Origin of the sequence: Streptomyces daghestanicus (assembly GCF_020521275.1) — a bacterium.
GTDB classification, from domain to species: Bacteria; Actinomycetota; Actinomycetes; order Streptomycetales; family Streptomycetaceae; genus Streptomyces; species Streptomyces griseoviridis.
Genome location: NZ_BNDX01000002.1, coordinates 78980 through 100910 on the forward strand (window position 1 = coordinate 78980; position 21931 = coordinate 100910).

Here is a 21931-nt window from a genome sequence, read left to right on the forward strand (position 1 = left end):
CGCGGTCACAGCGACTTGGCGGCCGGCTTGACCATCCCGCGGACCGTGCGGGACTTGACGAACTCGCCCATCGCCGTCATGTCCCACTCGCCGGAGAACTGCCGGATCAGCTTGGCCATCATCACGCCGGTCTGCGGTTCGGCGGAGGTGAGGTCGAAGCGGACCAGTTCCTCGCCGGTCGCGGCGTCCAGCAGACGGCAGTACGCCTTGGCGACCTCGGTGAACTTCTGGCCGGAGAAGGAGTTCACCGTGAAGACCAGGCCGGTGACCTCCTGGGGGAGCCGGCCGAGGTCCACGACGATGACCTCGTCGTCGCCGCCGCCCTCGCCGGTGAGGTTGTCACCGGAGTGCTTGATGGCGCCGCCCACGATGGACAGCTTGCCGAAGTAGCAGCTGTCGATGTGATTGCGCTGGGGGCCGTAGGCGATGACCGAGGCGTCCAGGTCGATGTCCTTGCCGCGGAAGGCCGGCTCCCAGCCGAGGCCCATCTTGACCTGGGAGAGGACCGGGCGACCGCCCTTGACCAGGGAGACGGTCTGGTTCTTCTGGAGGCTGACCCGGCCCTTGTCCAGGTTGATCTTCCCGGTGCCGGGCGCGGGGGCCGGCGGCGCGGCGGGGGCGGCAGGCGCGGCCGGGGCGGTGACCGGGGCGGGCGGGGGCTGGACGGCGGCGGGCGCCGGGGGCGCGACCGGCTGGGGCGCGGCGGCCGGGGCGGCCGGTTCCTCGACCGTGACACCGAAGTCGGTGGCGATGCCGGCCAGGCCGTCGGCGTAGCCCTGGCCCACGGCGCGGGCCTTCCAGACGCCGTTGCGGAGGTACACCTCGACGATCACCAGGGCGGTCTCGGTGCCGAGCCGCGGGGGTGTGAAGGTGGCCAGGACGGAGCCGTCGGCGGCGTCGCGGATCGTGGCCGTGGGCTCGATGCCCTGGAAGGTCTGGCCCGCGGCGTCCGGGCTGGCGGTGACGGCGATCTTCTCGATGCCCGGGGGGACCGCGGTGGTGTCGATGGTGATCGCGTCCGGGGCGGTGCCGCCGCCGGAGCGGTACGTCACGCCCGGGCCGGCGGGCTGGTTGTAGAAGATGAAGTCGTCGTCGGAGCGCACCTTGCCGTCGGCGGTGAGCAGCAGGCCCGATACGTCGAGGCGCACGGGCGCGGCGACGTCCACCGTTACGCGGGCGGCGGACAGGGGGATGTTCGAGCCGGGGGTCATAGCTGTCATGCCGGATGAACGAGCGAGGGCGTTTTACCGTTCCCTTACCCGGCGAACGGGGGACCGGCAGGGGTTGACCGGGGGTTTTCGCCCCCGCCGCCCCTACCCGTCCCGTCCCCGGGGGCTGCGCCCCCGGACCCCTCTTCGGCCTGGACGGTCTCGTCCTCAAGCGCCGGACGCGCTGGAAGCGGACGGCCTCCTCCTCAAGCACCGGACGGGAGGAACGATCGCTAGGGCGTCACCACGATCTTGCGGCCGACGCCCGCCGCGAACTGGTCCAGGGCCTGCGGGTAGCGGTCCAGGGGGATGCGGTCGCTGATGAAGACGTCGGGGTCGAGGACGCCGTTGGCGAAGAGTTCCGCGGCGCGCTCGTAGCTGTGCAGGACGGCCATGGAGCCCGTGATGGTGATCTCCTGGTTGTAGATGCGGTACGGGTCGATCTGCACGCGCGTCGCGTAGTCGGCCACGCCGAACTGGAGGAACGTACCGGCCTTGGCGACGCGGTCCAGGCCGTCCTGGATGGCCGCCGCGTTGCCCGTCGCGTCGATGACGAGGTCCCAGCCCTGGGGACGGTCCAGCTCGTCCGGGGTGGCGGCGGCGCCCGAGACGCCCAGGCCCCTGGCGGTCTCCAGACGGGCCGGGTTGAGGTCGACCATGTCCACGCTGGCCGCGCCCGTCCGCTTGGCCAGCTCCAGCATCATCAGGCCCATCGTCCCGGAGCCGTAGATCAGGACGTGCGCCCCGAGGCGGGACTGGAGGACGTCGTAGCCGCGTACCGCGCAGGAGAGCGGCTCGATCAGCGCCGCGTCCTGGGTGCGGACGTGGTCGGGGAGCTTCACGCAGTTCGCGACGGGGGCGACCGCGTACTCGGCGGCCCCGCCGGCCGTGGTCACGCCGATGGCCGCCCAGCGCTCGCAGAGGTTGTTGTGGCCGGTACGGCAGTAGCGGCACTCGTGACAGTAGAGGGAGGGGTCGACGGCGACCCGGTCGCCGACCGCGACCTCCGTGACGGCCGTGCCCACCCCGACCACCTCGCCGGCGAACTCGTGCCCCGGCGTGATCGGCAGCTTCGGCGCGAACTCGCCCTGGAGGATGTGCAGGTCGGTGCCGCACAGCCCGCACGCGGCGACCTGGACGACGACCTCGCGCGGCCCTGGCGTCGGGTCCGGGACCTCGGCCACGACGGCGCGGCCCACGGACTCGATGACGGCGGCCTTCATTTCACGGCTCCCAACGACAGGCCCTGGACCAGCTTGTCCTGGGCGGCGAACCCCGCGGCGAGCACCGGCAGGGAGATGACGAGCGACGCGGCGCACACCTTGGCCAGGAACAGGCCCTGGCTGGTGATGAAGCCGGTCAGGAAGACGGGGGCGGTCTCGGCGACGACCCCGGTCAGAACCCGGGCGAAGAGCAGTTCGTTCCAGCTGAAGATGAAGCAGATGAGGGAGGTCGCCGCGATGCCGGGGAGAGCGATCGGGGCGACCACCCGGGCCAGGACGGTCGGCAGCCGGGCACCGTCCACCCGGGCCGCCTCGATGATCGCCACCGGCACCTCGGCGAGGAAGGACTGCATCATCCACACCGCGATCGGCAGGTTCATGGAGGTGTACAGGATGACCAGCAGCCAGATGTTGTCCAGCAGGCCGGTGTTCTTGGCGAACAGATAGAGGGGCAGGAGGCCGGCCACGACCGGGAGCATCTTGGTGGAGAGGAAGAAGAACAGGACGTCCGTCCACTTCTTCACCGGGCGGATGGACAGGGCGTACGCGGCCGGCAGGGCGAGGAGCAGGACGAAGAGGGTGGAGGCGACCGAGGCGACGACCGAGTTGGTCAAAGCCGGCCAGGGGCTCGCGCCGCCGCCCGCGCCGAAGAACTCCCGGTAGCCGTCCAGGGTCAGCGACGCCGCGAAGGACGGCGGGTTGGTGGCGGCGTCCTCCTCCGAGTGGAAGGAGGTCAGCGCCATCCAGGCGATGGGCAGGAAGAAGACGATCCCGGCCAGCCAGGCCAGCAGGCCCAGGGTCGCACCGCCGGTACGGCGGCGGCTTCGTACAGCGGCCACGGTGCTGCTCATGCGCGGCCCACCTCCTCGCGGAACAGGGACGACACCACGCGCAGCGCGAAGGTCGCGATGATGATCGAACCGATGACGACCAGGACGCCGGCGGCCGAGGCGAGGCCGTTCTCGTGGGCCTGGTAGAAGCTCTGGTAGACGGTGTACGGCAGGTTGGCGGTGCCCAGGCCGCCGGAGGTGATCGTGAAGACCGCGTCGAAGTTCTGCACGATGTAGATCGAGCCGAGCAGGGCGCCCAGTTCGAGGTAGCGGCGCAGGTGGGGCAGGGTCAGGTGGACGAAGATCTGCCAGTCGCCCGCCCCGTCGACCCGGGCGGCCTCGATCTGCTGCTGGTCCCGGCTCTGCAGCCCGGCCAGCAGGATCAGCATCATGAACGGGGTCCACTGCCAGATCAGGGACAGCTCCACCGCGAGCAGCGGGGTGTTGGAGATCCAGTCGGGCTGGGGGCCGCCGACGTAGTGCAGCAACCCGTTCAGCAGGCCGTACTCGGGGTTGTACAGGACGTGCTTCCAGAGCAGGGCCGCCGCCACCGGCACGACCAGGAACGGGGCGATCAGGAGGGTGCGGACCACGCCCCGGCCCTTGAACCTCCGGTCCAGGAGCAGCGCGAGGGCCAGGCCCAGGACCAGGCTGGCCAGGACCACCGCGACGGTGAGCAGGATCGTCGTCCACACCGACTTGCGCAGGTCGGGATCGGTGAGGACGTCGCCGTAGTTGGCGAGGCCGGCGAAGTGGCGGGCGTCCGGGTAGAGGGCGTTCCAGTCGAAGAAGGAGATCACCAGCGTCGCCACGAAGGGCAGCTGGGTGACCACGATCATGAAGATCAGGGCCGGGAGCAGCGGGGCCCGGGTGGCCCAGGCGCGCAGCCGCGCGGAGGGCTGCCGCGGCCGGGTGCTGACGTCGGGTGCGGCCACGGGGGCCGTCGTCGTGGCGGTCATCGTCCCTCGTACTCCTCGGCGATCTCTTCGGCGAGCGCTTGTGACTTCTTCAGGGCCGCCTCGACGGACTGGCGTCCGGCGATGGCCGCGCTGATCTCCTGGGAGACCTTGGTGCCGAGGTCGGTGAACTCCGGGATGCCGACGAACTGGATGCCGGGCGCCGGACGCGGCTGCACCCCGGGGTCGGTGGGCCTCGCCCCCTCGATCGCCTCCTTGGTCATCTCCTGGAAGGCGGCGGCCTCCTGCCGGTAGGCCGGGTTCTCGTAGGTGGAGGCGCGCTTGCCGGCCGGGACGTTGGACCAGCCGATCGTGTCGCCGACGAGCTGCTCGTACTCCTTGCTGGACGCCCAGGAGACGAACTTCCACGCCTTGTCGGGGTTGCGGGATGCCTTCTGGATGCCCCAGGCCCAGGTGTAGAGCCAGCCGGCCGACTCGGTCTTCTCGACCGGGGCGGGGGCGTAGCCGAGCTTGCCCTTGACGGGGGAGTTCGCCGCCTCCAGGGAGCCGGCCGCGGAGGTGGCGTCGTACCACATGGCGACCTTGCCCTGGGTCATGTTGTTCAGGCACTCGGCGAAACCGGCCTGCGGGGCGCCGGACTCGCCGTGCTCGCGGACCAGGTCGACATAGAACTTCACCGCCTTGCCGAACTCGGGGGAGTCCAGGCGGGCCTTCCAGTCCTTGTCGAACCAGGTGCCGCCGAAGGTGTTCACCACGGTGGTCAGCGGCGCCATCACCTCGCCCCAGCCGGGCAGGCCGCGCAGGCAGATGCCCTTCATGCCGGACTCGGCGCCGTCGGTCTTCGCGGCGAGGTCGGCGACCTGCTGCCAGGTGGGGTGCTCGGGCATGGTCAGGCCCTCCTTCTCGAAGATGTCCTTGCGGTACATCAGGAAGGAGGACTCGCCGTAGAAGGGCTGGCCGTAGAGCTTGCCGTCGTCCCCGGTGAGGGACTCGCGCATCGGCTTGAGGACGTCCTGCTCGTCGTAGGCGGTGTCCTTCGCCGCGTAGGAGTCCATCTCGCGCAGCCACTCGTTGCGGGCGTAGATGGGGATCTCGTAGTTGGAGAGGGTGGCGACGTCGTACTGGCCGGCCTGGTTGGCGAAGTCCTGGCTGATCTTGTCGCGGACGTCGTTCTCCGGCAGCACGGTGAAGTTCACCTTGATGCCGGTCTCCTTGGTGAAGTGGCCGGCGGTGAGCTTCTGCAACTCGACCATCTGCGGGTTGTTCACCATCAGCACGTTGATGGCGTCGCCGCCGGAACCCGCCCCGCCCGCCCCGACCCAGCAGCCGGAGAGCAGCGGGGCGAGCAGCGTCCCTGCGGCGGCCATGGCGAGCGTGGCTCGCGGCCTCCGTCGGCTCTGGGTTCGCATGGATCGCTCCTGTACATATGGGGAGGTAACGGGCGGCAGAGAGGTGACCCCGCCCCGCGAGGGGGAGGAACGGGACGGGGTCAGACGCGGATGACCTGGGGGCCCAGCAGCGAGTAGCGGTGGGCCTCGGAGGCGGGCAGCAGGGTGCTGGTGACGATCGCCTCCAGGCAGCCGATCTCCGCGAACCGGCAGAAGCTGACCGCTCCGAACTTGGTGTGCACGCCCGCGAACACCGTGCGCCGCGCGGCGCGCACGGCCTGGGCCTTGACCTCGCTGACCGCCGGGTCGGGAGTGGTCAGGCCGTGTTCGCGGGAGATGCCGTTGGCGCCGATGAAGGCCAGGTCGATGACGAACCCGGACAGCATCTTGGTGGTCCAGTGGTCGACGGTGGCCAGGGTGCCCGCCCGTACCCGGCCGCCGAGCAGGAGGACGGAGGCGTGGTCGGCGCCGGCGAGCGCGCCGGCCACCGGCAGGGAGGCGGTGACCACGGTCAGCGGCCGGTCGGCGGGGAGGGCCTCGGCGATGAGCTGGGGGGTGAAGCCCTCGTCGACGAAGACCGTCTCGGCGTCCCCGAGGAGCTGTGCCGCGGCGGCGGCGACCCGGCGCTTCTCGGGGACGTGGCTGGTGGCGCGGACGGCGAGGGTGGTCTCGAACCCGGCGCTCTCCACCGGGTAGGCGCCGCCGTGGGTGCGGCGGACCAGGCCGTGGTCCTCCAGGGCCCGCAGGTCCCGGCGTACGGTCTCCTTGGCCACGCCGAGTTCGGCGGCGAGGACGGTGACGTCGACCGAGCCGGCGGCGCGGGCGGCCCGGACGATCTCCCGCTGGCGCTCTTCCGCCGTTCTCGTGCCCATGTCACACCTGCCTTGCGCGCGCCGTTGCCCGTTCGGGCCCGGTGGGGCCCCGGTGAAGAGTTCTACAGCGGGCGTGCGGCGCTGACCAGGTCTGTTGCCGAGCCGATACTGCCCGCTTGTGCCCGTTCCGGTCGGCGGGTCACCGCCGTGGACCTGGGGCGCGGCGGCGCGGGGCGTCTGATCGGGCAGCGCGGATGCCCGAACGGGAGGAGGACGGGCCCGTTCGGTGCCCGTCCTCTGTATGACTGCTGTGCGTTTCGGCCAGCACGGCCGGTACGCGAGGGTCGGCCGACCGGCCCGAAGGCGCCGGCGGGGCCGGCGCGCGGGCCGCGCGCGGGTCAGTACGGCCAGATCGGCGGGTCCGTGACGAAGTGGCCGCCGAGCCGGGCGTGCGCGGGGTTCTCCGGGTCGAGTTCGCCCTGCTCGGCGATGAGCTTCGCGGCGTACGGCTCGGAGTCGTCGCACGGCTCGTAGCCGAGCGCCCGCGCGGTGCTCAGGTCCCACCACAGGCGGGTGTTGGCGGAGGAGCCGTAGACGACGGTGTGGCCGACGTCCTCCGCGGTGAGCGCGGCGTGGAAGAGGCGGGCGCCGTCGGCGGGGCTCATCCACACCGAGAGCATCCGCACGCTGGTCGGCTCCGGGAAGCAGGAGCCGATGCGGACGGAGACGGTCTCGATCCCGTGCTTGTCCCAGTAGAACTGGGCGAGGTCCTCGCCGAAGGACTTGGACAGGCCGTAGAAGGTGTCCGGGCGGCGCGGGGCGTCGACGGGGATCAGGGGGTCGTCGCCCTGGGGGCGCGGGGTCCAGCCGAGGGCGTGGTTGGAGGAGGCGAAGACGATCCGGCCGACGCCCTCCTCGCGGGCGGCCTCGTAGACGTGGTACGTGCCCTCGATGTTGGCCTTGAGGATCTTCTCGAAGGAGGCTTCCAGGGAGATGCCGGCGAGGTGGACGATCGCGTCGACCCCGCGGACCGCCTCGCGCACCGCGTCCCGGTCGGCGAGGTCGGCGACGACGGCGTCCGGCTCCCCGTCGATGGGGCGCAGGTCGAACAGGCGCAGGTCGTAGCCGAAGGCGGGCAGCAGATTCCGCATCAGGGTGCCGAGGCCGCCGGCGGCGCCGGTGAGCAGGACGGTGCGGGGAGCGGGCATCCTCGGGTCTCCTTGAATCGCCGGTACGGCGCCGTACGGCGCGGTACCGGGGGCCGGGCTCGGTGTCGTACACATCCGCATATGGCATTCACAAGCGTGGACACGCTAGGGAAGCGGATCGTCGGGCGTCAAGGGTGCCGCATGCTTGACCCGCCCCCGGGGGCGTCTTAGCGTGAGCATGTTCAGAAATATAAACGCGGAACACGCATGGAAACGGGGGAGCCCGTGACGACAGTCCCGCTCGCCGCTCGACTCACCGCCCCGCGCGGGCCCTTGTTCTTCCCGGTGACGGCCTACGGCCCCGGCGGCGAGGTCGACCTCGACGTGTACCGCGCGCATGTGCGCCAAGGGGTGGAGGCGGGCGCCGCCGCCGTCTTCGCCTGCTGCGGCACCGGCGAGTTCCACGCGCTCACGCCGGAGGAGTTCCAGCTCTGCGTCCGGGCGGCCGTCGAGGAGACCGCGGGCCGCGTCCCGGTCGTGGCCGGCGCCGGTTACGGCACCGCCCTGGCCGTCCGCTACGCCCGCCTCGCCGAGGAGGCAGGGGCGGACGGGCTGCTCGCCATGCCGCCGTACCTGGTCGTCGCCGGGGAGGAGGGACTGCTGCGGCACTACCGGGAGGTGGCCGCCTCGACCGCCCTGCCCGTCATCGTCTACCAGCGCGACAACGCCGTGTTCAGCCCGCGCGCGGTCGTCGAACTCGCCCGCACGGACGGCGTCGTCGGCCTCAAGGACGGCCTCGGCGACCTCGACCTGATGCAGCGGATCGTCAGCGCGGTGCGCACCGGGGTACCGGGCGACTTCCTCTACTTCAACGGGCTGCCGACCGCCGAGCAGACCCAGCTCGCCTACCGGGGCCTCGGCGTCACCCTCTACTCCTCCGCCGTGTTCTGCTTCGTCCCCGAGATCGCCCTCGCCTTCCACGAGGCGCTGCGCACGGGTGACGACACCACCGCGCACCGCCTGCTGGACGGCTTCTACCGGCCCTTCACCGAACTGCGCGCCCAGGGCCGCGGATACGCCGTCGCCCTCGTCAAGGCCGGGGTACGGTTGCGCGGACTCGACGTCGGGGAGGTGCGGCCGCCGCTGCACGAGCCGGCCGGGGACCACGTCAAGCGGCTCGCCGAGGTGATCGAGCGCGGCCGCGCGCTGCTGGAGGAGGAGGCCCCGTGAAGGCATCGGCGTTCGTCTACCCCTGGGACGTCAACGGCGACCCGGACGCGGCACAGAGGATCACGGACCTCGGCGTCGGGCAGGTGACACTCGCCGCCGCCTACCACTCCACCCGCGCCCTGACCCCCCGGCACCCCCGCCACCGCGTCGTCACGGCCGAGCACGCCGCCGTCCTCTACCCGCCGGACGAGCGCCGCTGGGCGGACCGCGCGATACGGCCGTACCCGGCGGGTGACTGGGCGCCGGGGGACGCCTTCGGCGCCGCCGCCGGCTCGCTCGCCGACGCCGGCCTGGAGGTGCACACCTGGGTCGTCCTCGCCCACAACTCCCGCCTCGGCGCCGAGCTGCCGCGCACCAGCGTCGTCAACGCCTACGGCGACCGCTACCCCTGGGCACCCTGCATCGCCCGGCCCGCCACCCGCGCCTACCTCGTCGACCTGGCCGCCGAGGCGGCGGTACGGCCGGGCGCGCGCGGCACGGAACTGGAGTCCCTCGGCTGGTACGGCCTGGCCCATCTGCACGCCCACGACAAGACCGGCGGCGTCGCCCTCGGGGACGCCGGGCAGTACCTGATGTCGCTGTGCTTCTGCCCCGACTGCCGGGCGGGCTACGGCGGTCAGGGCCAGGACCCCGATGAGCTGGCCGCCGCCGTGCGCGAGGCCCTGGAACCGGTGTGGCGGGGCGCCGCCGGGTCCGACGGCGGCTGGGCGGGCGTGGCGGAGCTGCTCGGCGAGGGCCGGGCGGAGGCCACCCGCGCCTGGCGGGACACGACCGCCCGCAGCCTCCAGGAGGCGGCCGTGGCGGCGGTCCGCGCGGCGGCGCCCGCCGGGTTCCGGGTGCTGCTGCACGCGGACCCGGTCTCCTACCACTGCGGTGCCAACGCGGGCGTCGACCCCGCGCACATCCTGTCCGTCGCGGACGGCGTCGTCGTGCCCTGCACGGGCGGGCCGGGCCTGCTCACGCCGTTCGCCGAGCACGCCAGGGACGGTACGGTCCTCGCCGCGAACCTCACGGTCGTCTCCGGCATGGGCGGCAGCCCGCGGACCCTGGCGTCCGACGCGGCCCGCGCCCGCGACCTCGGCGCCACGGAGCTGCGGCTCTACCACGCCGGGCTGGCCTCGGACGCGGATCTGGCGGCGGTCCGGGAGGGGCTGAGGGGGCTGGGATGACGGTTCTGGGCAGGGGGACGGTCAGGGGCAGGGCAGGGGCAGGGGGGCGGTCCTGCCCGGGGCGTGGGCGGGGTGACGACTCTGGCCTGCTCGCGGGGCGGGGCTCGTGAGGCGGGGGTGGTGGGGCGGCATTCGTGAGGCGGGGTTCATGGGACGGGGCTCGTGAGGCGAAGGTGACGGCCTCGGTGCGGTCGCGAGCCGAAGCCCGCGTGGGAGCCGAAGCCCGTGAGCCGGGCCCCGTGAGCCGGGCCCCGTGAGCCGGGCCCCGTGAGCCGGGCCCCGTGAGCCGGAACCCGTAAGCCGGCAGTGACGGCCCCGCGCCGGTCGAGCGCCGGGACGGCCCGGCGCCGGGGAGCTGCCCGGGAACGGCCCCGGCGACCGATGAGTTCCGGCGCCCCGGCCGGTCCACCTCCCAGGAACCCCGCCCGTCCGGAGGAGCAGCCGATGACAGCCGACCCCGCCCCCGCCGTCCTCGACCTCGGCCCGCAGGCCCGGATCGTCGCCCGTCTGGCCGAGGGCGTGGACGACGCGCGGCTCGCGGACCCGACGCCCTGCCCGGAGCTGGCCGTCCGCGACCTCCTCGGGCATCTCACCGGGCTCGCCGTCGCCTTCCGCGACGCCGCCCGCAAGGACCTCGGCGTGACGACCGACACCCGGCCCGACGCCACCGTGCCGGACATCGGGCCGGGCTGGCGCGCGGACCTGGCCCGGGCACTCGACGGCCTCACCGCCGCCTGGCAGGTCCCGGACGCCTGGAGCGGTATGACCCGGGCCGGCGGCATCGACCTGCCCGGCGCGGTCGCCGCGGCCGTCGCCGCCGGCGAACTGGTCGTCCACGGCTGGGACCTGGCCCGCGCCACCGGCCAGGAGTACGCGCCCGACCCGGCCGCCCTCCGGGTCGCCCACGGCTTCCTCGCCGCCGCGGCGGAGGAGGCCGGCGGCGGGGACGGCATCTTCGGCCCGGTCGTCCCCGTCCCGGCGGACGCCCCGCCGCTGGACCGCGCGGTGGGCCTGAGCGGCCGCGACCCGAGCTGGACCCGGTCCCGGCCGGCCGGGACGCCCGCCCGCTGACCGGCACGGCGTTCCCCCTCACCGTCCTCGGCACCGCCTCCCCGCGCCCGGCACCGGACCGCCCCCGCTCCGGTCACCTGCCGCGCGGCGGCGGGGCCGAGGTGTGGGTGGGCGCGGGCCCGGAACCTTCACCGCGTCGCAGCGGCACACCGCCCGGCACGGCGGTCCGGTCCTCACCGCCCACGCCGTCCGGCCCGGCACCGGGGCGTACGGGCTGCGGTCCACCTGCGCGGGCCGGACGCCGGCCTGCCCCGCTCTGCGAGGCCGACACCGACACCGCCGACGGAACCGACGGCACCGATAGGCGTAGCGACCGCGAACAGGTGCACCTGACCCCGGGGACGCGGGGCGCACCGCCCGCGAAGGGCTCACCAGCCGCGTCCCGGAAGCGGACGGCGGGCAATCCGCGCTTCCTCTGTCAGAAGCATTGACGAAACATCGCGCCCCTCCTACCTTCAACGCGTCGTACTCCGTACGTCATATATGAGACGCGATACGCGAGATCCGATACGCGAGATGCGATACGCGATCGGTCCCGCGGTCCCACGCGAGATCCGAGAGGCGCGCATGACCTCTGTGCCCACGCCGATCCCCAGCCGCACGCAGTACGTGCTGCAGGAGATCCAGCGCCGCATCCTCACCGGGCGGCTGACGCCGGGTCAGGCCCTGGTCGAGACCGAGCTCGCCGCGCAGTTCGGGGTGTCCAAGACCCCGGTGCGCGAGGCGCTCAAGACCCTGGCCGGCACCGGACTGGTCATCATGAGCCAGTACAAGGGCGCGACGGTCCGCATGGTCGACGCGGACATGGCACGCGAGGTCTACGACGTCCGGCTGCTCCTCGAACCGGAGGCCCTCCGGCGCGCCGTGCGCCGCGGCGCCTCCCTGGACGCCGCCCGGGACGCGCTGGCCCGCGCCGGCCGGGCCACGGACACCGCCGAACGGTCGCTGGCCAACCGGGAGTTCCACCGCGCCCTCTACCTGCCCTGCGGCAACCCGCTGCTCGGCCGGATGCTCGACGAGGTCCGGGACCAGGCGGCCCTGGTCTCCGCCGTGGCCTGGGCCGCCGACCCCTCCTGGGACCGGGAGGCCGGTGAGCACCAGGAGATCCTGCGGCTCGCCCTCGCCGGTGACGCGGACGGCGCCGCGGGCGCCCTCCACGCACACATCGCGTCCTTCGTCGAACGGGCCTTCCCGGACGCGGACCACGCGGCCGGACGGACCCAGGAAGAGGACGGACAGGCATGACAACGACGTTCGAGACCCAGCGGGCGGCCCTGGCCGACGTGGTCGCGATCCCGGTGACCCCGTTCGCCGCGGACGGCTCCGTCGACCCGGCCACCTACCGGGCCCTGCTGCGCCGCCTGCTCGACGCCGGCATCACCACCCTCACCCCCAACGGCAACACCGGCGAGTTCTACGCCCTCACCCCGGCCGAGCGCCGCCAGGTCACCGAGCTGACCGTGGAGGAGGCCGGCGGCCGGGCGGACATCCTGGTCGGCGTCGGCCACGACGTGCCCACCGCCGTCGCCTCCGCCGAGCACGCCCGCGACCTCGGCGTCCCCATGGTGATGGTCCACCAGCCCGTCCACCCCTACGTCTCCCAGGCCGGCTGGGTCGACTACCACCGCGCCGTCGCCGAGGCCGTCCCCGGGCTGGGCGTCGTGCCGTACATCCGCAACCCGCAGCTCGCCGGGGCCCGGCTGGCCGAGCTGGCCGACAGCTGCCCGAACGTGATCGGCGTGAAGTACGCCGTGCCGGACGCCGCGAAGTTCGCCGGGTTCGCCCGGGACGCGGGCCTGGACCGGTTCGTGTGGGTGGCGGGGCTGGCCGAACCGTACGCGCCCTCCTACTTCTCGGCCGGCGCCACCGGTTTCACCTCCGGCCTGGTGAACGTCGCCCCGGCCGTCTCCCTGAACATGATCGAGGCGCTGCGGGCCGGCGACTACCCGGCCGCGATGAAGGTCTGGGAGCAGATCCGCCGCTTCGAGGAGCTGCGCGCCGCCAACGGCTCCGCGAACAACGTCACCGTCGTCAAGGAGGCCCTCGCCTCGCTCGGCCTGTGCCGCCGGGACGTCCGCCCGCCGAGCCGCCCGCTCCCGGAGAGCGAGCGCGCCGCGGTCGCCGCCATCGCCGCCGGGTGGTCGATATGAGGCGGCCCGAGGAACTGCGCAGCCACCAGTGGTACGGCACCGAGGGCCTGCGCACCTTCAGCCACCGCGCCCGTACCCGCCAGCTCGGCTACCTCCCCGAGGAGCACCTCGGCAAGCCGGTCATCGCCGTCCTCAACACCTGGTCGGACATCAACCCCTGCCACGTCCACCTCCGCGACCGGGCCCAGGCCGTCAAGCGCGGGGTGTGGCAGGCGGGCGGCTTCCCCCTGGAATTCCCGGTCGCCACCCTCAGCGAGACCTTCCAGAAGCCGACCCCGATGCTCTACCGCAACCTGCTCGCCATGGAGACCGAGGAACTGCTGCGATCCTACCCGGTGGACGGCGCGGTGCTGATGGGCGGCTGCGACAAGTCGACGCCCGCGCTGCTGATGGGCGCCGCCTCCGCCGACCTGCCGGCCGTCTTCGTGCCCGCCGGCCCCATGCTGCCGGGGCACTGGCGCGGCGAGACCCTCGGCAGCGGCACCGACATGTGGAAGTACTGGGACGACAAGCGGGCCGGGCTCATCGGCGACTGCGAGATGCAGGAGCTGGAGAGCGGCCTGGCCCGGTCGCCCGGCCACTGCATGACGATGGGCACCGCCTCCACGCTGACCGCCGCCGCCGAGGCGCTCGGCGTCACCGTCCCGGGCGCCTCCAGCATCCCGGCCGTCGACTCCGGGCACGACCGGATGGCCGCCGCGGCCGGGCTGCGCGTGGTCGACCTGGTCCGCAAGGACCGCCGGCTGAGCCAGATCCTCACCGCCGACGCCTTCGAGGACGCCGTCACCACCGTGCTCGGCCTCGGCGGCTCCACCAACGCCGTGATCCATCTGATCGCCATGGCCGGCCGGGCGGGCGTCCGCCTCACCCTGGACGACTTCGACCGCATCGCCCGCACGGTACCGGTGCTCGCCAACGTCCGGCCGGGCGGCCAGAAGTACCTCATGGAGGACTTCCACTTCGCCGGCGGCCTGCCCGGGTTCCTCTCCCGCATCCCCGACCTGCTCCACCTGGACCGGCCCACGGTGGCGCACGACACGCTGCGCGAGCAGCTCGCGGGCGCCCGGGTGCACGACGACGACGTCATCCGGCCCCGCGACAACCCGGTCGCGAGCGAGGGCGGGGTCGCCGTGCTGCGCGGCAACCTCTGCCCGGACGGCGCCGTCATCAAGCACATCGCCGCCGCACCGCACCTGCTGCGGCACACCGGCCGCGCGGTCGTCTTCGACGACTACCGGACGATGCAGCGCACCATCGACGACCCGGCCCTGGAGATCACCGCCGACGACGTGCTGGTCCTGCGCAACGCCGGACCCAAGGGCGGTCCCGGCATGCCCGAGTACGGCATGCTCCCGCTCCCCGGCCACCTCCTCAAGCAGGGCGTGCGGGACATGGTGCGGATCTCCGACGCCCGGATGAGCGGCACGAGCTACGGCACCTGCGTGCTGCACATCGCGCCCGAGTCGTACGTCGGCGGCCCGCTCGCCCTGGTCCGCACCGGCGACACCATCACCCTCGACGTCCCCGGCCGTTCGCTGACACTGAACGTGGACGACGCCGAACTGGCCCGCCGCCGGGCCGAGTGGACCCCGCCCCCGGTCCGGTACGAGCGCGGCTACGGCGCGCTCTACAACGAACAGATCACCCAGGCCGACACCGGCTGCGACTTCGAGTTCCTGGCCCGCCCGGGGAAGGTCCAGGACCCGTACGCCGGCTGACCCCCCGGGGCCGGCGAAGGAACCCCCGCACACCCCTACCCGTGCAGAAAGCGCTTCCTGTACGCACCACGCACACGCGACCACCGCCCGTACGCATCACCGCACAGGCGCACCACCCGGCCCGACCACCGCACGTACGCGCCACCCACGCCCGACCGGCGCACGTACGCCCCACGCACGACGTACCAGAACGGAGAACAGTCATGGCCCAAGCCGCAGCCGTGGCGAAACCGCCCGCGCCAGCGAGGCGGCGCCGTGCCTCCGCCACGCCGCGCAGGCTCCCGTACCTGCTGATCGCCCCGGCGGGCCTGCTGATGCTGGGCTTCATCGCCTACCCGGTCATCAGCGTCTTCTACTACAGCCTGCAGGAGTACAACCCCACCAAACCCTGGCGGAACGGCTTCGCGGGCTTCGACAACTTCGTCCGGATCTTCACCGACGACGCGGTCTTCTGGGACACCCTGGTCTTCAGCGCCAAATGGGTCTTCGTCGAGGTCGGCCTGCAACTCCTCTTCGGCCTCGCCCTCGCCCTCATCGTCAACCAGAGCTTCGTCGGCCGGGGCCTGGGCCGCGCCATGGTCTTCTCCCCGTGGGCCGTCTCCGGCGTGCTGACCTCCGCGATCTGGGTGCTGCTCTACAACTCCCAGACCGGCATCACCCGTTACCTCGCCGACCTGGGCATCGGCTCCTACGGCACGAGCTGGCTGTCGGACACCTCGACCGTCTTCCCGGCGGCGGTGGTCGCCGACCTCTGGCGGGGCGTGCCCTTCTTCGCGATCCTCATCCTCGCCGACCTCCAGTCCGTCTCGAAGGACCTGTACGAGGCGGCCGAGGTCGACGGGGCCGGCCGGATCAAGCAGTTCTGGCACATCACCCTGCCGCACCTGAAGGACGCGATCATCCTCTCCACGCTGCTGCGCGCGGTGTGGGAGTTCAACAACGTCGACCTGCTCTACACCCTGACCGGCGGCGGACCCGCGGGTGAGACCACGACCCTGCCGCTGTACATCGCCAACACCTCCGTCGACGCGCACGACTTCGGCTACGCGTCGGCCCTGACCACCGTCGCGTTCGTGATCCTGCTCTTCTGCTCGATCGTCTATCTGCGGCTGAGCAAGTTCGGAGGCGAGAACAAGTGATCACCAAGGAGGCCACCGAGGCCGCCCCCGCCGCCGAGCGGGCCGCTCCCGCCCCGCCGCACCCGGCGAAGAGGCACCGCCCCGCCTGGGACGAGGTCCCCCGCTGGCAGATCTACCTGCCGCTCGGCGTCTACCTCGTCTTCACCCTCATCCCCTTCTACTGGATCCTCCTCTTCTCCCTACGCCCGGCCGGCTCCACCTCGCTGGTGCCCTGGCCGGTCACCTTCGACCACTTCGAGAAGGTCTGGACGGAACGCAGCTTCGGCACCTACTTCGGCAACAGCGTCCTGGTCGGCGTCGCCACCCTGGTGATGACCACGCTGGTCGCGCTGGCCGGCGGCTACGCGCTCGCCCGCTTCGACTTCAGGATCAAGCGCGGTTTCATGCTGGCGCTGCTCTGCTCCCAGTTCGTGCCCGGCGCGCTGCTCCTCGTCCCGCTCTTCGAGATCTTCGCCAACCTCCAGATGATCAACTCCCTGGGCAGCGTGATCATCGCCGAGACGGTCTTCCAGCTCCCGCTGTCGATGATCCTGATCAGCAACTTCATCAAGAACGTGCCGTACTCCCTGGAGGAGGCCGCCTGGGTCGACGGCTGCGGCCGGCTGCGGGCCTTCCGGATCGTCGTCCTGCCGCTGCTGCGGCCGGGGATCATCGCCGTCGGCTCCTTCGCCTTCGTGCACTCCTGGAACCACTTCCTGTTCGCCCTGATGTTCCTCAACAACCAGAGCAAGCAGACCATCCCGGTCGGCCTCAACACCCTGATGAGCGCGGACAGCGTCGACCTCGGCGCGCTCGCCGCCGGCGGCATCATCGCCGCCGTCCCGGTCGTCATCGTCTTCGCCTTCATCCAGAAGTGGCTGATCACGGGCTTCAGCGCCGGGGCGGTCAAGGGATGAGCGCTCCTGTCCCGGTCGTCCTGGCCGGCGCCCGCGGCCACGGCCGCTGGCACGTCGCCAACCTCCGCCGCCTGGAGCGGGCCGGCCTGGTCCGGGTGGCCGGCCTGTGCGAGCTGACCCCGCTCACCGAGGACGAGTACGGCGGAGAACTCCCCGATCAGTCCACCGACTTCGGGGCGCTGCTGGACGCCACCGGCGCCGAGGCCGCCGTGATCTGCACGCCGATCCCCACCCACACCGACCTCACGCTGACCGCCGCCCGCCGGGGCGTGCACCTGCTCCTGGAGAAGCCCCCGGCACCGTCGTACGCGGAGTTCCGCCGGATGGCCGACGGGGTCGCCGCGGCGGGCGTCGCCTGCCAGATCGGGTTCCAGTCGCTGGGCTCGCACGCCGTGCCCGCGATCCGGGAGCTGATCGCCGAGGGCGCGATCGGCGAGGTCACCGGCATCGGCGGGGCCGGCGCCTGGGTCCGCGACGAGGCGTACTTCCGCCGCTCGCCCTGGGCCGGGCGGCGCCGCCTGGACGACGGCACCGACGTGGTCGACGGGGCGCTCACCAACCCCCTCGCCCACGCCGTCGCCACCGCGCTCGCCCTCGGCGGCGTCACCCGCGACCAGGACGTCAGCACCATCGAGACCGAACTGCGCCGCGCCAACGACATCGAGGCCGACGACACCTCCTGCGTCCGCGTCACCGCCACCACCGGCCTGCGGATCACCGTCGCCGCCACCCTGTGCGCCGAGCACGCCGGGGAACCGTACGTCCTGGTGCACGGCACCCGGGGCCGGATCACCTTCTGGTACAAGCAGGACCGGGTGCTGCTCCAGCGGGCCGGGCACGGCCCCGAGGAGACCGACCACGGCCGCACCGACCTGCTGGAGAACCTCGTCGCCCATCTGCGCACCGGCACCGGGCTGCTGGTGGAACCCGACGACACCGGCGCCTTCATGCGGGTCGTGGAGGCGATCCGCCGGGCCCCCGACCCGGCCACCCTCCCGGAGACGGCCGTCCGCCGGATCGACGCCGAACGGCGCCGGGTCGTCCCGGGCGTCGACGCCCTCGTCGCCGACGCCGCCCGCACCCTCTCCCTCTTCTCCGAACTGGGCGCCCCCTGGGCCGCCGAGGAGGTGCGCGCCCGATGAGCCCCGCCGCCCCCGTGACCGGCGCCGACTCCCCGGTCCTGCGCGTCGCCGGCCGGCCCGTCGCCCGCTACGTCACCCGGCCCGAGCTGCCCGCCCGCTGCTCCCCACGCCCCTACCTGCACCCCGTCACCACCCTGACCGGTACGGCGGTCACCGAGTTCGCGCCCGCCGACCACACCCACCACCTCGGCGTCGGTGTCGCCGTTCCCGACGTCGAGGGGCACAACTTCTGGGGCGGGCGCACCTTCGTCCGCGACCAGGGCCCGACCGAGCTGGACAACCACGGCGCCCAGCGGCACACCTCCTTCCCGCTGCGCGACTCCGACGGCTTCGTGGAGGAGCTGCGCTGGGTCGCGGCCGGCGCCGAGCTGCTGCGCGAACGCCGCACGGTGGCCGCGACGCCGCTCACCGACCGCGCCTGGGCGCTGGACTTCACCTTCTCGCTCACCAACGTCACCTCCGGCGCCCTCACCATCGGCAGCCCCGCCACCAACGGGCGCCCCGGCGCGGCCTACGGCGGCTTCTTCTGGCGGGCCCGCAAGGAGGCCGCGGCACCGGACGTGCTCACCCCGGACGCCGAGGGCGAGGCCGCCGTCCACGGCCGCCGCGCCGACTGGCTCGCGCTGGTCGGCTCCACCTGGTCCCTGGTGTTCGCCGGGGCCACCGAACGGACCCGCCGGGACCCGTGGTTCGTCCGCACCGCGGAGTACCCCGGCGTCGGCTCCTCGCTCGCCCACGACACCCGGCTGGCCGTCGCCCCCGGCGACACGGCGGTCCGCCGGATCGTCACCGTCGTCGCCGACGGCCGCCTGGACGCGCCCGCAGCCGCCGCCCTCGTACGGAAGGCGGTCAGCCCGTGAACGGCCCCGGCACGTACCGCAACCCCGTCCTGAACGCCGACTGGTCCGACCCCGACGTGGTCCGCGTCGGCGACGACTTCTACCTGACCGCCTCCAGCTTCGGCCGCGCCCCCGGCCTGCCCCTGCTGCACTCCCGGAACCTGGTCGACTGGACGCTCGCCGGGCACGCCCTGGACCACCTGGAACCGGCGGAGACCTTCGCCCGCCCCCGGCACGACCGCGGGGTCTGGGCCCCGTCCCTGCGCCACCACGCGGACCGCTTCTGGATCTTCTGGGGCGACCCCGACCAGGGGATCTTCCAGGTCAACGCTCCGCAGATCACCGGCCCCTGGACCCGCCCGCACCTGGTCAAGGAGGGCAAGGGCCTGATCGACCCCTGCCCGCTGTGGGACGCGGAGAGCGGCGAGGCGTACCTCGTGCACGCCTGGGCGAAGTCCCGCTCCGGCGTCAAGAACCGTCTCACCGGCCACCGCATGCGCCCCGACGGCACCGGACTGCTCGACGAGGGCACGGTGATCGTCGACGCCGACCGCATCCCCGGCTGGTTCACCCTGGAGGGCCCCAAGCTCTACCGGCACGACGGCTGGTTCTGGATCCTCGCGCCCGCCGGGGGAGTGGAGACCGGCTGGCAGGGCGCCTTCCGCTCCCGCGGCTTCTTCGGCCCGTACGAGGAGCGGGTCGTCCTCGAACAGAAGGACACCGACGTCAACGGCCCCCACCAGGGCGGCTGGGTGCGCACCGCGGCCGGCGAGGACTGGTTCCTGCACTTCCAGCAGCGCGGCGCGTACGGCCGGGTCGTCCACCTCCAGCCGATGCGCTGGGACACGCCGGACGGCTGGCCGGTGATCGGCGACGAGGGCGCCCCGGTGACCGAACACCGCCGCCCGGCCCTGCCGCCGGGGCCGCCGGCCGCCCCCGCCACCGACGACGACTTCCCCGGCGGCCGGTTCGGCCCCCAGTGGTCCTGGATCGCCAACCCGCAGGACCGCTGGACTCTCCCGCACGGCGCGGACGGGCTGCGGCTGGCCTGCGTCCCCTCGGCCGACGCGCACGACCCGCGCGCGCTGCCGAACGTCCTCACCCAGCGGCTGCCCGGCGCCCCGGCCACCGTCGAGGTGGAACTGCGCCTGGACAGCGGGGTGCCGGGCGCGCGGGCCGGGCTCGCGGTGCTCGGGGACGCGTTCTGCTGGATCGGGCTCCAGCGGGGCGCGGACGGCGGGACGTACCTGGTGCACCGGTTCGGCGAGGCGGTCGCGCCGGCCGAGCGGGACGCCGCGCACGCCCGGCCCGCCCCGGCCGGCCGCGCCCGGCTGCGCGTCGAGATCGGCCCGCACGCCCGCTGCCGCTTCCACTACGACACCGGGAACGGCTTCCGCCCCTCCGGCCAGGTCTTCGCCGCCACTCCCTGGCGCTGGGTCGGCGCCCTGCTCGGCCTCTTCGCCGTCGCGCCCGCCGGGGCGCCGGCGGCGGGCACGGCCGAGTTCACCCGCTTCCGGGTGGGCGCCGCACCGCCGAGGCGGCAGCGCGGCACCCCCTGACCGCGCCCTGACTTCCCCCCACGTGTGCACCCCCGTACGTCGCTCCGTTCCATCCAGCCAGATCCAGAAGAAGAGAGCCGACTCATGAAGAACAGCATGCGCAGCAGCACCGGCAGGCGCCGCGTCCCGGCCGCCGTCGCCCTGGGGGCCGTCCTCGCGCTGACCGCCACCGCCTGCGGGGACGACGGCAGCGGCTCGGGCGGCTCCGGCGGGGCCGAGGGCAGCGGCAAGGGCAAGATCACCTTCTGGGACAACAACGGCGGTGTCCGCACCGACATCTGGAAGGAGATCATCGCCGACTTCGAGAAGGCCAACCCGGACATCGACGTCGAGTACGTCGGGATCGCCTCCACCGAGTACCAGTCGAAGGTCGACACCGCCATCCAGGGCGGCGGGCTCCCGGACGTCGGCGGGGTCGGCGCGGCCATGCTCGCCGGGTTCGCCGCGCAGGACGCGCTGGAGCCGCTGGACGACCGGCTCGCGGGCTCCCCGCTGGACGGCAGGCTCAACGAGGACATGGTCGAGTCGCTGAAGGCGGCCGGCGGCGGCGACGGCACCCTCTACTCGGTGCCGACCTCCGCCAACAACGGCGTCCTGTACTACCGCACCGACCTGTTCGAGAAGGCCGGCCTGAAGGAGCCGTCCACCTGGGACGCGTTCTACGAGGCCGCCGAGAAGCTGACCGACGCGGGCGCCAACAAGTTCGGGTACACCATCCGCGGCGGCGCGGGTTCCATCGCGCAGGCGCTGGACGCGATGTACGGGCAGTCCGGGATCACGTCCTTCTGGAACGCCGACGGGAAGCAGACGACCGTCAACGACCCGAAGAACGTCGAGGCACTGGAGAAGTACGCCGCGCTGTACAAGAAGGTCACCCCGGCCGCCGACCTCAACAACGACTTCACCAAGATGGTCGCCCAGTGGGACTCGGGCACGATCGGCATGCTCAACCACAACCTGGGCTCCTTCCAGGACCACGTGAAGGCGTTCGGCGAGGACAAGTTCCGCGGCATCCCGCAGCCGGCCGGCCCCGGCGGCAAGCGGGTCCAGGTCTCCAACCCGGTCGACGGGCTGGGCGTGTTCAAGAACTCCAAGAACAAGGAAGCGGCCTGGAAGTTCATCGAGTTCGCCCTCTCCCACGAGGAGAACTCCAAGTTCAACCGGTCGGCCGGGCAGGTGCCGGCCAACCTGGAGGCCGCGGAGGACGCCTGGATCTCCGAGTCCGAGCCGACGAAGCTGGCGGCGCAGGCGCTGACGGACGGGTCGACGACGATCGTGCAGCTGCCGTACTACCTGCCGGACTGGAACACGATCTCGAAGGCGGACAACGAGCCGAACTTCCAGAAGGTGCTGCTCGGGAAGATGTCGGCGAAGGAGTTCCTGGACACGGTGGCCGAGCAGCTGAACGAGGCGCAGGCGGAGTGGGACGAGCAGAAGGGCTGACGCTCGCCGTGGGCGCCCCGTGGTCCGTCGGGTGCGGGCCGTCCGCGGC

General features: G+C 72.9%; 19 protein-coding genes. 12 read left to right on the forward strand and 7 right to left on the reverse strand.

Going from position 1 to position 21931, the window contains the following annotated elements; genetic code table 11:
* Positions 1 to 5: 5 nt before the first annotated feature.
* The 7 genes from Sdagh_RS00475 to Sdagh_RS00510 form a co-directional block, all read right to left on the reverse strand.
* Positions 6 to 1211: a TerD family protein gene (locus Sdagh_RS00475; protein WP_189421773.1), complete on the reverse strand. Its 1206-nt coding sequence runs from the start codon at positions 1209 to 1211 to the stop codon at positions 6 to 8.
* A 230-nt stretch (positions 1212 to 1441) separates the two neighbouring features.
* On the reverse strand, positions 1442 to 2431 hold the full coding sequence (locus tag Sdagh_RS00485; RefSeq protein ID WP_189421677.1) for a zinc-dependent alcohol dehydrogenase family protein: 990 nt from the start codon (positions 2429 to 2431) through the stop codon (positions 1442 to 1444).
* Positions 2428 to 3282, reverse strand: a complete 855-nt coding sequence (locus Sdagh_RS00490) for a carbohydrate ABC transporter permease (RefSeq protein ID WP_189421678.1) — start codon at positions 3280 to 3282, stop codon at positions 2428 to 2430. Before Sdagh_RS00490 ends, Sdagh_RS00485 begins: the two co-directional genes overlap by 4 nt.
* Positions 3279 to 4220, reverse strand: a complete 942-nt coding sequence (locus Sdagh_RS00495; protein WP_189421679.1) for a carbohydrate ABC transporter permease — start codon at positions 4218 to 4220, stop codon at positions 3279 to 3281. The genes Sdagh_RS00490 and Sdagh_RS00495 overlap by 4 nt, the downstream gene beginning before the upstream one ends.
* Entirely contained in the window at positions 4217 to 5587 is a 1371-nt protein-coding gene (locus Sdagh_RS00500; protein ID WP_190011540.1) for an ABC transporter substrate-binding protein, read from the reverse strand. Before Sdagh_RS00500 ends, Sdagh_RS00495 begins: the two co-directional genes overlap by 4 nt.
* A gap of 80 nt (positions 5588 to 5667) precedes the next feature.
* The gene (locus Sdagh_RS00505) at positions 5668 to 6438 is read right to left on the reverse strand and encodes a DeoR/GlpR family DNA-binding transcription regulator (protein ID WP_189421681.1); all 771 of its coding nucleotides are present in this window, start codon (positions 6436 to 6438) and stop codon (positions 5668 to 5670) included.
* 338 nt (positions 6439 to 6776) lie between these two features.
* On the reverse strand, positions 6777 to 7586 hold the full coding sequence (locus Sdagh_RS00510; RefSeq protein ID WP_189421682.1) for an NAD-dependent epimerase/dehydratase family protein: 810 nt from the start codon (positions 7584 to 7586) through the stop codon (positions 6777 to 6779).
* A 225-nt stretch (positions 7587 to 7811) separates the two neighbouring features.
* On the opposite strand from Sdagh_RS00510, the gene Sdagh_RS00515 reads away from it, so the two are divergent.
* From Sdagh_RS00515 to Sdagh_RS00570, 12 genes are all read left to right on the forward strand, one after another.
* Entirely contained in the window at positions 7812 to 8756 is a 945-nt protein-coding gene (locus Sdagh_RS00515) for a 5-dehydro-4-deoxyglucarate dehydratase (protein WP_190078015.1), read from the forward strand.
* On the forward strand, positions 8753 to 9925 hold the full coding sequence (locus tag Sdagh_RS00520; protein ID WP_189421684.1) for a hypothetical protein: 1173 nt from the start codon (positions 8753 to 8755) through the stop codon (positions 9923 to 9925). Before Sdagh_RS00515 ends, Sdagh_RS00520 begins: the two co-directional genes overlap by 4 nt.
* A 444-nt stretch (positions 9926 to 10369) precedes the next feature.
* Complete coding sequence (locus Sdagh_RS00525) at positions 10370 to 10996, forward strand: TIGR03086 family metal-binding protein (RefSeq protein WP_190078016.1); 627 nt, start codon at positions 10370 to 10372, stop codon at positions 10994 to 10996.
* Positions 10997 to 11563: 567 nt separating this feature from the next.
* The gene (locus tag Sdagh_RS00530) at positions 11564 to 12241 is read left to right on the forward strand and encodes a GntR family transcriptional regulator (RefSeq protein WP_189421686.1); all 678 of its coding nucleotides are present in this window, start codon (positions 11564 to 11566) and stop codon (positions 12239 to 12241) included.
* Positions 12238 to 13146 carry a dihydrodipicolinate synthase family protein gene (locus Sdagh_RS00535; RefSeq protein WP_189421687.1) on the forward strand — a complete coding sequence of 303 codons (909 nt, stop codon included), beginning with the start codon at positions 12238 to 12240 and terminating at the stop codon, positions 13144 to 13146. The genes Sdagh_RS00530 and Sdagh_RS00535 overlap by 4 nt, the downstream gene beginning before the upstream one ends.
* Positions 13143 to 14864, forward strand: coding sequence for an L-arabinonate dehydratase (araD, locus tag Sdagh_RS00540; protein ID WP_190078017.1), 1722 nt, complete (start codon positions 13143 to 13145; stop codon positions 14862 to 14864). The genes Sdagh_RS00535 and araD overlap by 4 nt, the downstream gene beginning before the upstream one ends.
* A gap of 203 nt (positions 14865 to 15067) precedes the next feature.
* The gene (locus tag Sdagh_RS00545) at positions 15068 to 16003 is read left to right on the forward strand and encodes a carbohydrate ABC transporter permease (RefSeq protein ID WP_189421689.1); all 936 of its coding nucleotides are present in this window, start codon (positions 15068 to 15070) and stop codon (positions 16001 to 16003) included.
* Positions 16000 to 16899: a carbohydrate ABC transporter permease gene (locus Sdagh_RS00550; protein WP_190011535.1), complete on the forward strand. Its 900-nt coding sequence runs from the start codon at positions 16000 to 16002 to the stop codon at positions 16897 to 16899. The genes Sdagh_RS00545 and Sdagh_RS00550 overlap by 4 nt, the downstream gene beginning before the upstream one ends.
* The gene (locus tag Sdagh_RS00555) at positions 16896 to 18041 is read left to right on the forward strand and encodes a Gfo/Idh/MocA family protein (protein ID WP_190078018.1); all 1146 of its coding nucleotides are present in this window, start codon (positions 16896 to 16898) and stop codon (positions 18039 to 18041) included. Before Sdagh_RS00550 ends, Sdagh_RS00555 begins: the two co-directional genes overlap by 4 nt.
* A gap of 14 nt (positions 18042 to 18055) precedes the next feature.
* Positions 18056 to 18901 carry a DUF6807 domain-containing protein gene (locus tag Sdagh_RS00560; protein WP_189421774.1) on the forward strand — a complete coding sequence of 282 codons (846 nt, stop codon included), beginning with the start codon at positions 18056 to 18058 and terminating at the stop codon, positions 18899 to 18901.
* Positions 18898 to 20439: a glycoside hydrolase family 43 protein gene (locus Sdagh_RS00565; protein WP_190078019.1), complete on the forward strand. Its 1542-nt coding sequence runs from the start codon at positions 18898 to 18900 to the stop codon at positions 20437 to 20439. Before Sdagh_RS00560 ends, Sdagh_RS00565 begins: the two co-directional genes overlap by 4 nt.
* Positions 20440 to 20523: 84 nt before the next feature.
* Entirely contained in the window at positions 20524 to 21882 is a 1359-nt protein-coding gene (locus tag Sdagh_RS00570) for an ABC transporter substrate-binding protein (RefSeq protein ID WP_189421693.1), read from the forward strand.
* The last annotated feature ends 49 nt before the right edge of the window (positions 21883 to 21931 follow it).

Coding starts and splice junctions, on each gene's coding strand:
- Sdagh_RS00475 (WP_189421773.1), bottom strand. CDS start 1,211: ATGACCCCCGGCTCGAACATCCCCCTGTCCGCCGCCCGCGTAACGGTG.
- Sdagh_RS00485 (WP_189421677.1), bottom strand. CDS start 2,431: ATGAAGGCCGCCGTCATCGAGTCCGTGGGCCGCGCCGTCGTGGCCGAG.
- Sdagh_RS00490 (WP_189421678.1), bottom strand. CDS start 3,282: ATGAGCAGCACCGTGGCCGCTGTACGAAGCCGCCGCCGTACCGGCGGT.
- Sdagh_RS00495 (WP_189421679.1), bottom strand. CDS start 4,220: ATGACCGCCACGACGACGGCCCCCGTGGCCGCACCCGACGTCAGCACC.
- Sdagh_RS00500 (WP_190011540.1), bottom strand. CDS start 5,587: ATGCGAACCCAGAGCCGACGGAGGCCGCGAGCCACGCTCGCCATGGCC.
- Sdagh_RS00505 (WP_189421681.1), bottom strand. CDS start 6,438: ATGGGCACGAGAACGGCGGAAGAGCGCCAGCGGGAGATCGTCCGGGCC.
- Sdagh_RS00510 (WP_189421682.1), bottom strand. CDS start 7,586: ATGCCCGCTCCCCGCACCGTCCTGCTCACCGGCGCCGCCGGCGGCCTC.
- Sdagh_RS00525 (WP_190078016.1), top strand. CDS start 10,370: ATGACAGCCGACCCCGCCCCCGCCGTCCTCGACCTCGGCCCGCAGGCC.
- Sdagh_RS00530 (WP_189421686.1), top strand. CDS start 11,564: ATGACCTCTGTGCCCACGCCGATCCCCAGCCGCACGCAGTACGTGCTG.
- Sdagh_RS00535 (WP_189421687.1), top strand. CDS start 12,238: ATGACAACGACGTTCGAGACCCAGCGGGCGGCCCTGGCCGACGTGGTC.
- araD (WP_190078017.1), top strand. CDS start 13,143: ATGAGGCGGCCCGAGGAACTGCGCAGCCACCAGTGGTACGGCACCGAG.
- Sdagh_RS00545 (WP_189421689.1), top strand. CDS start 15,068: ATGGCCCAAGCCGCAGCCGTGGCGAAACCGCCCGCGCCAGCGAGGCGG.
- Sdagh_RS00555 (WP_190078018.1), top strand. CDS start 16,896: ATGAGCGCTCCTGTCCCGGTCGTCCTGGCCGGCGCCCGCGGCCACGGC.
- Sdagh_RS00570 (WP_189421693.1), top strand. CDS start 20,524: ATGAAGAACAGCATGCGCAGCAGCACCGGCAGGCGCCGCGTCCCGGCC.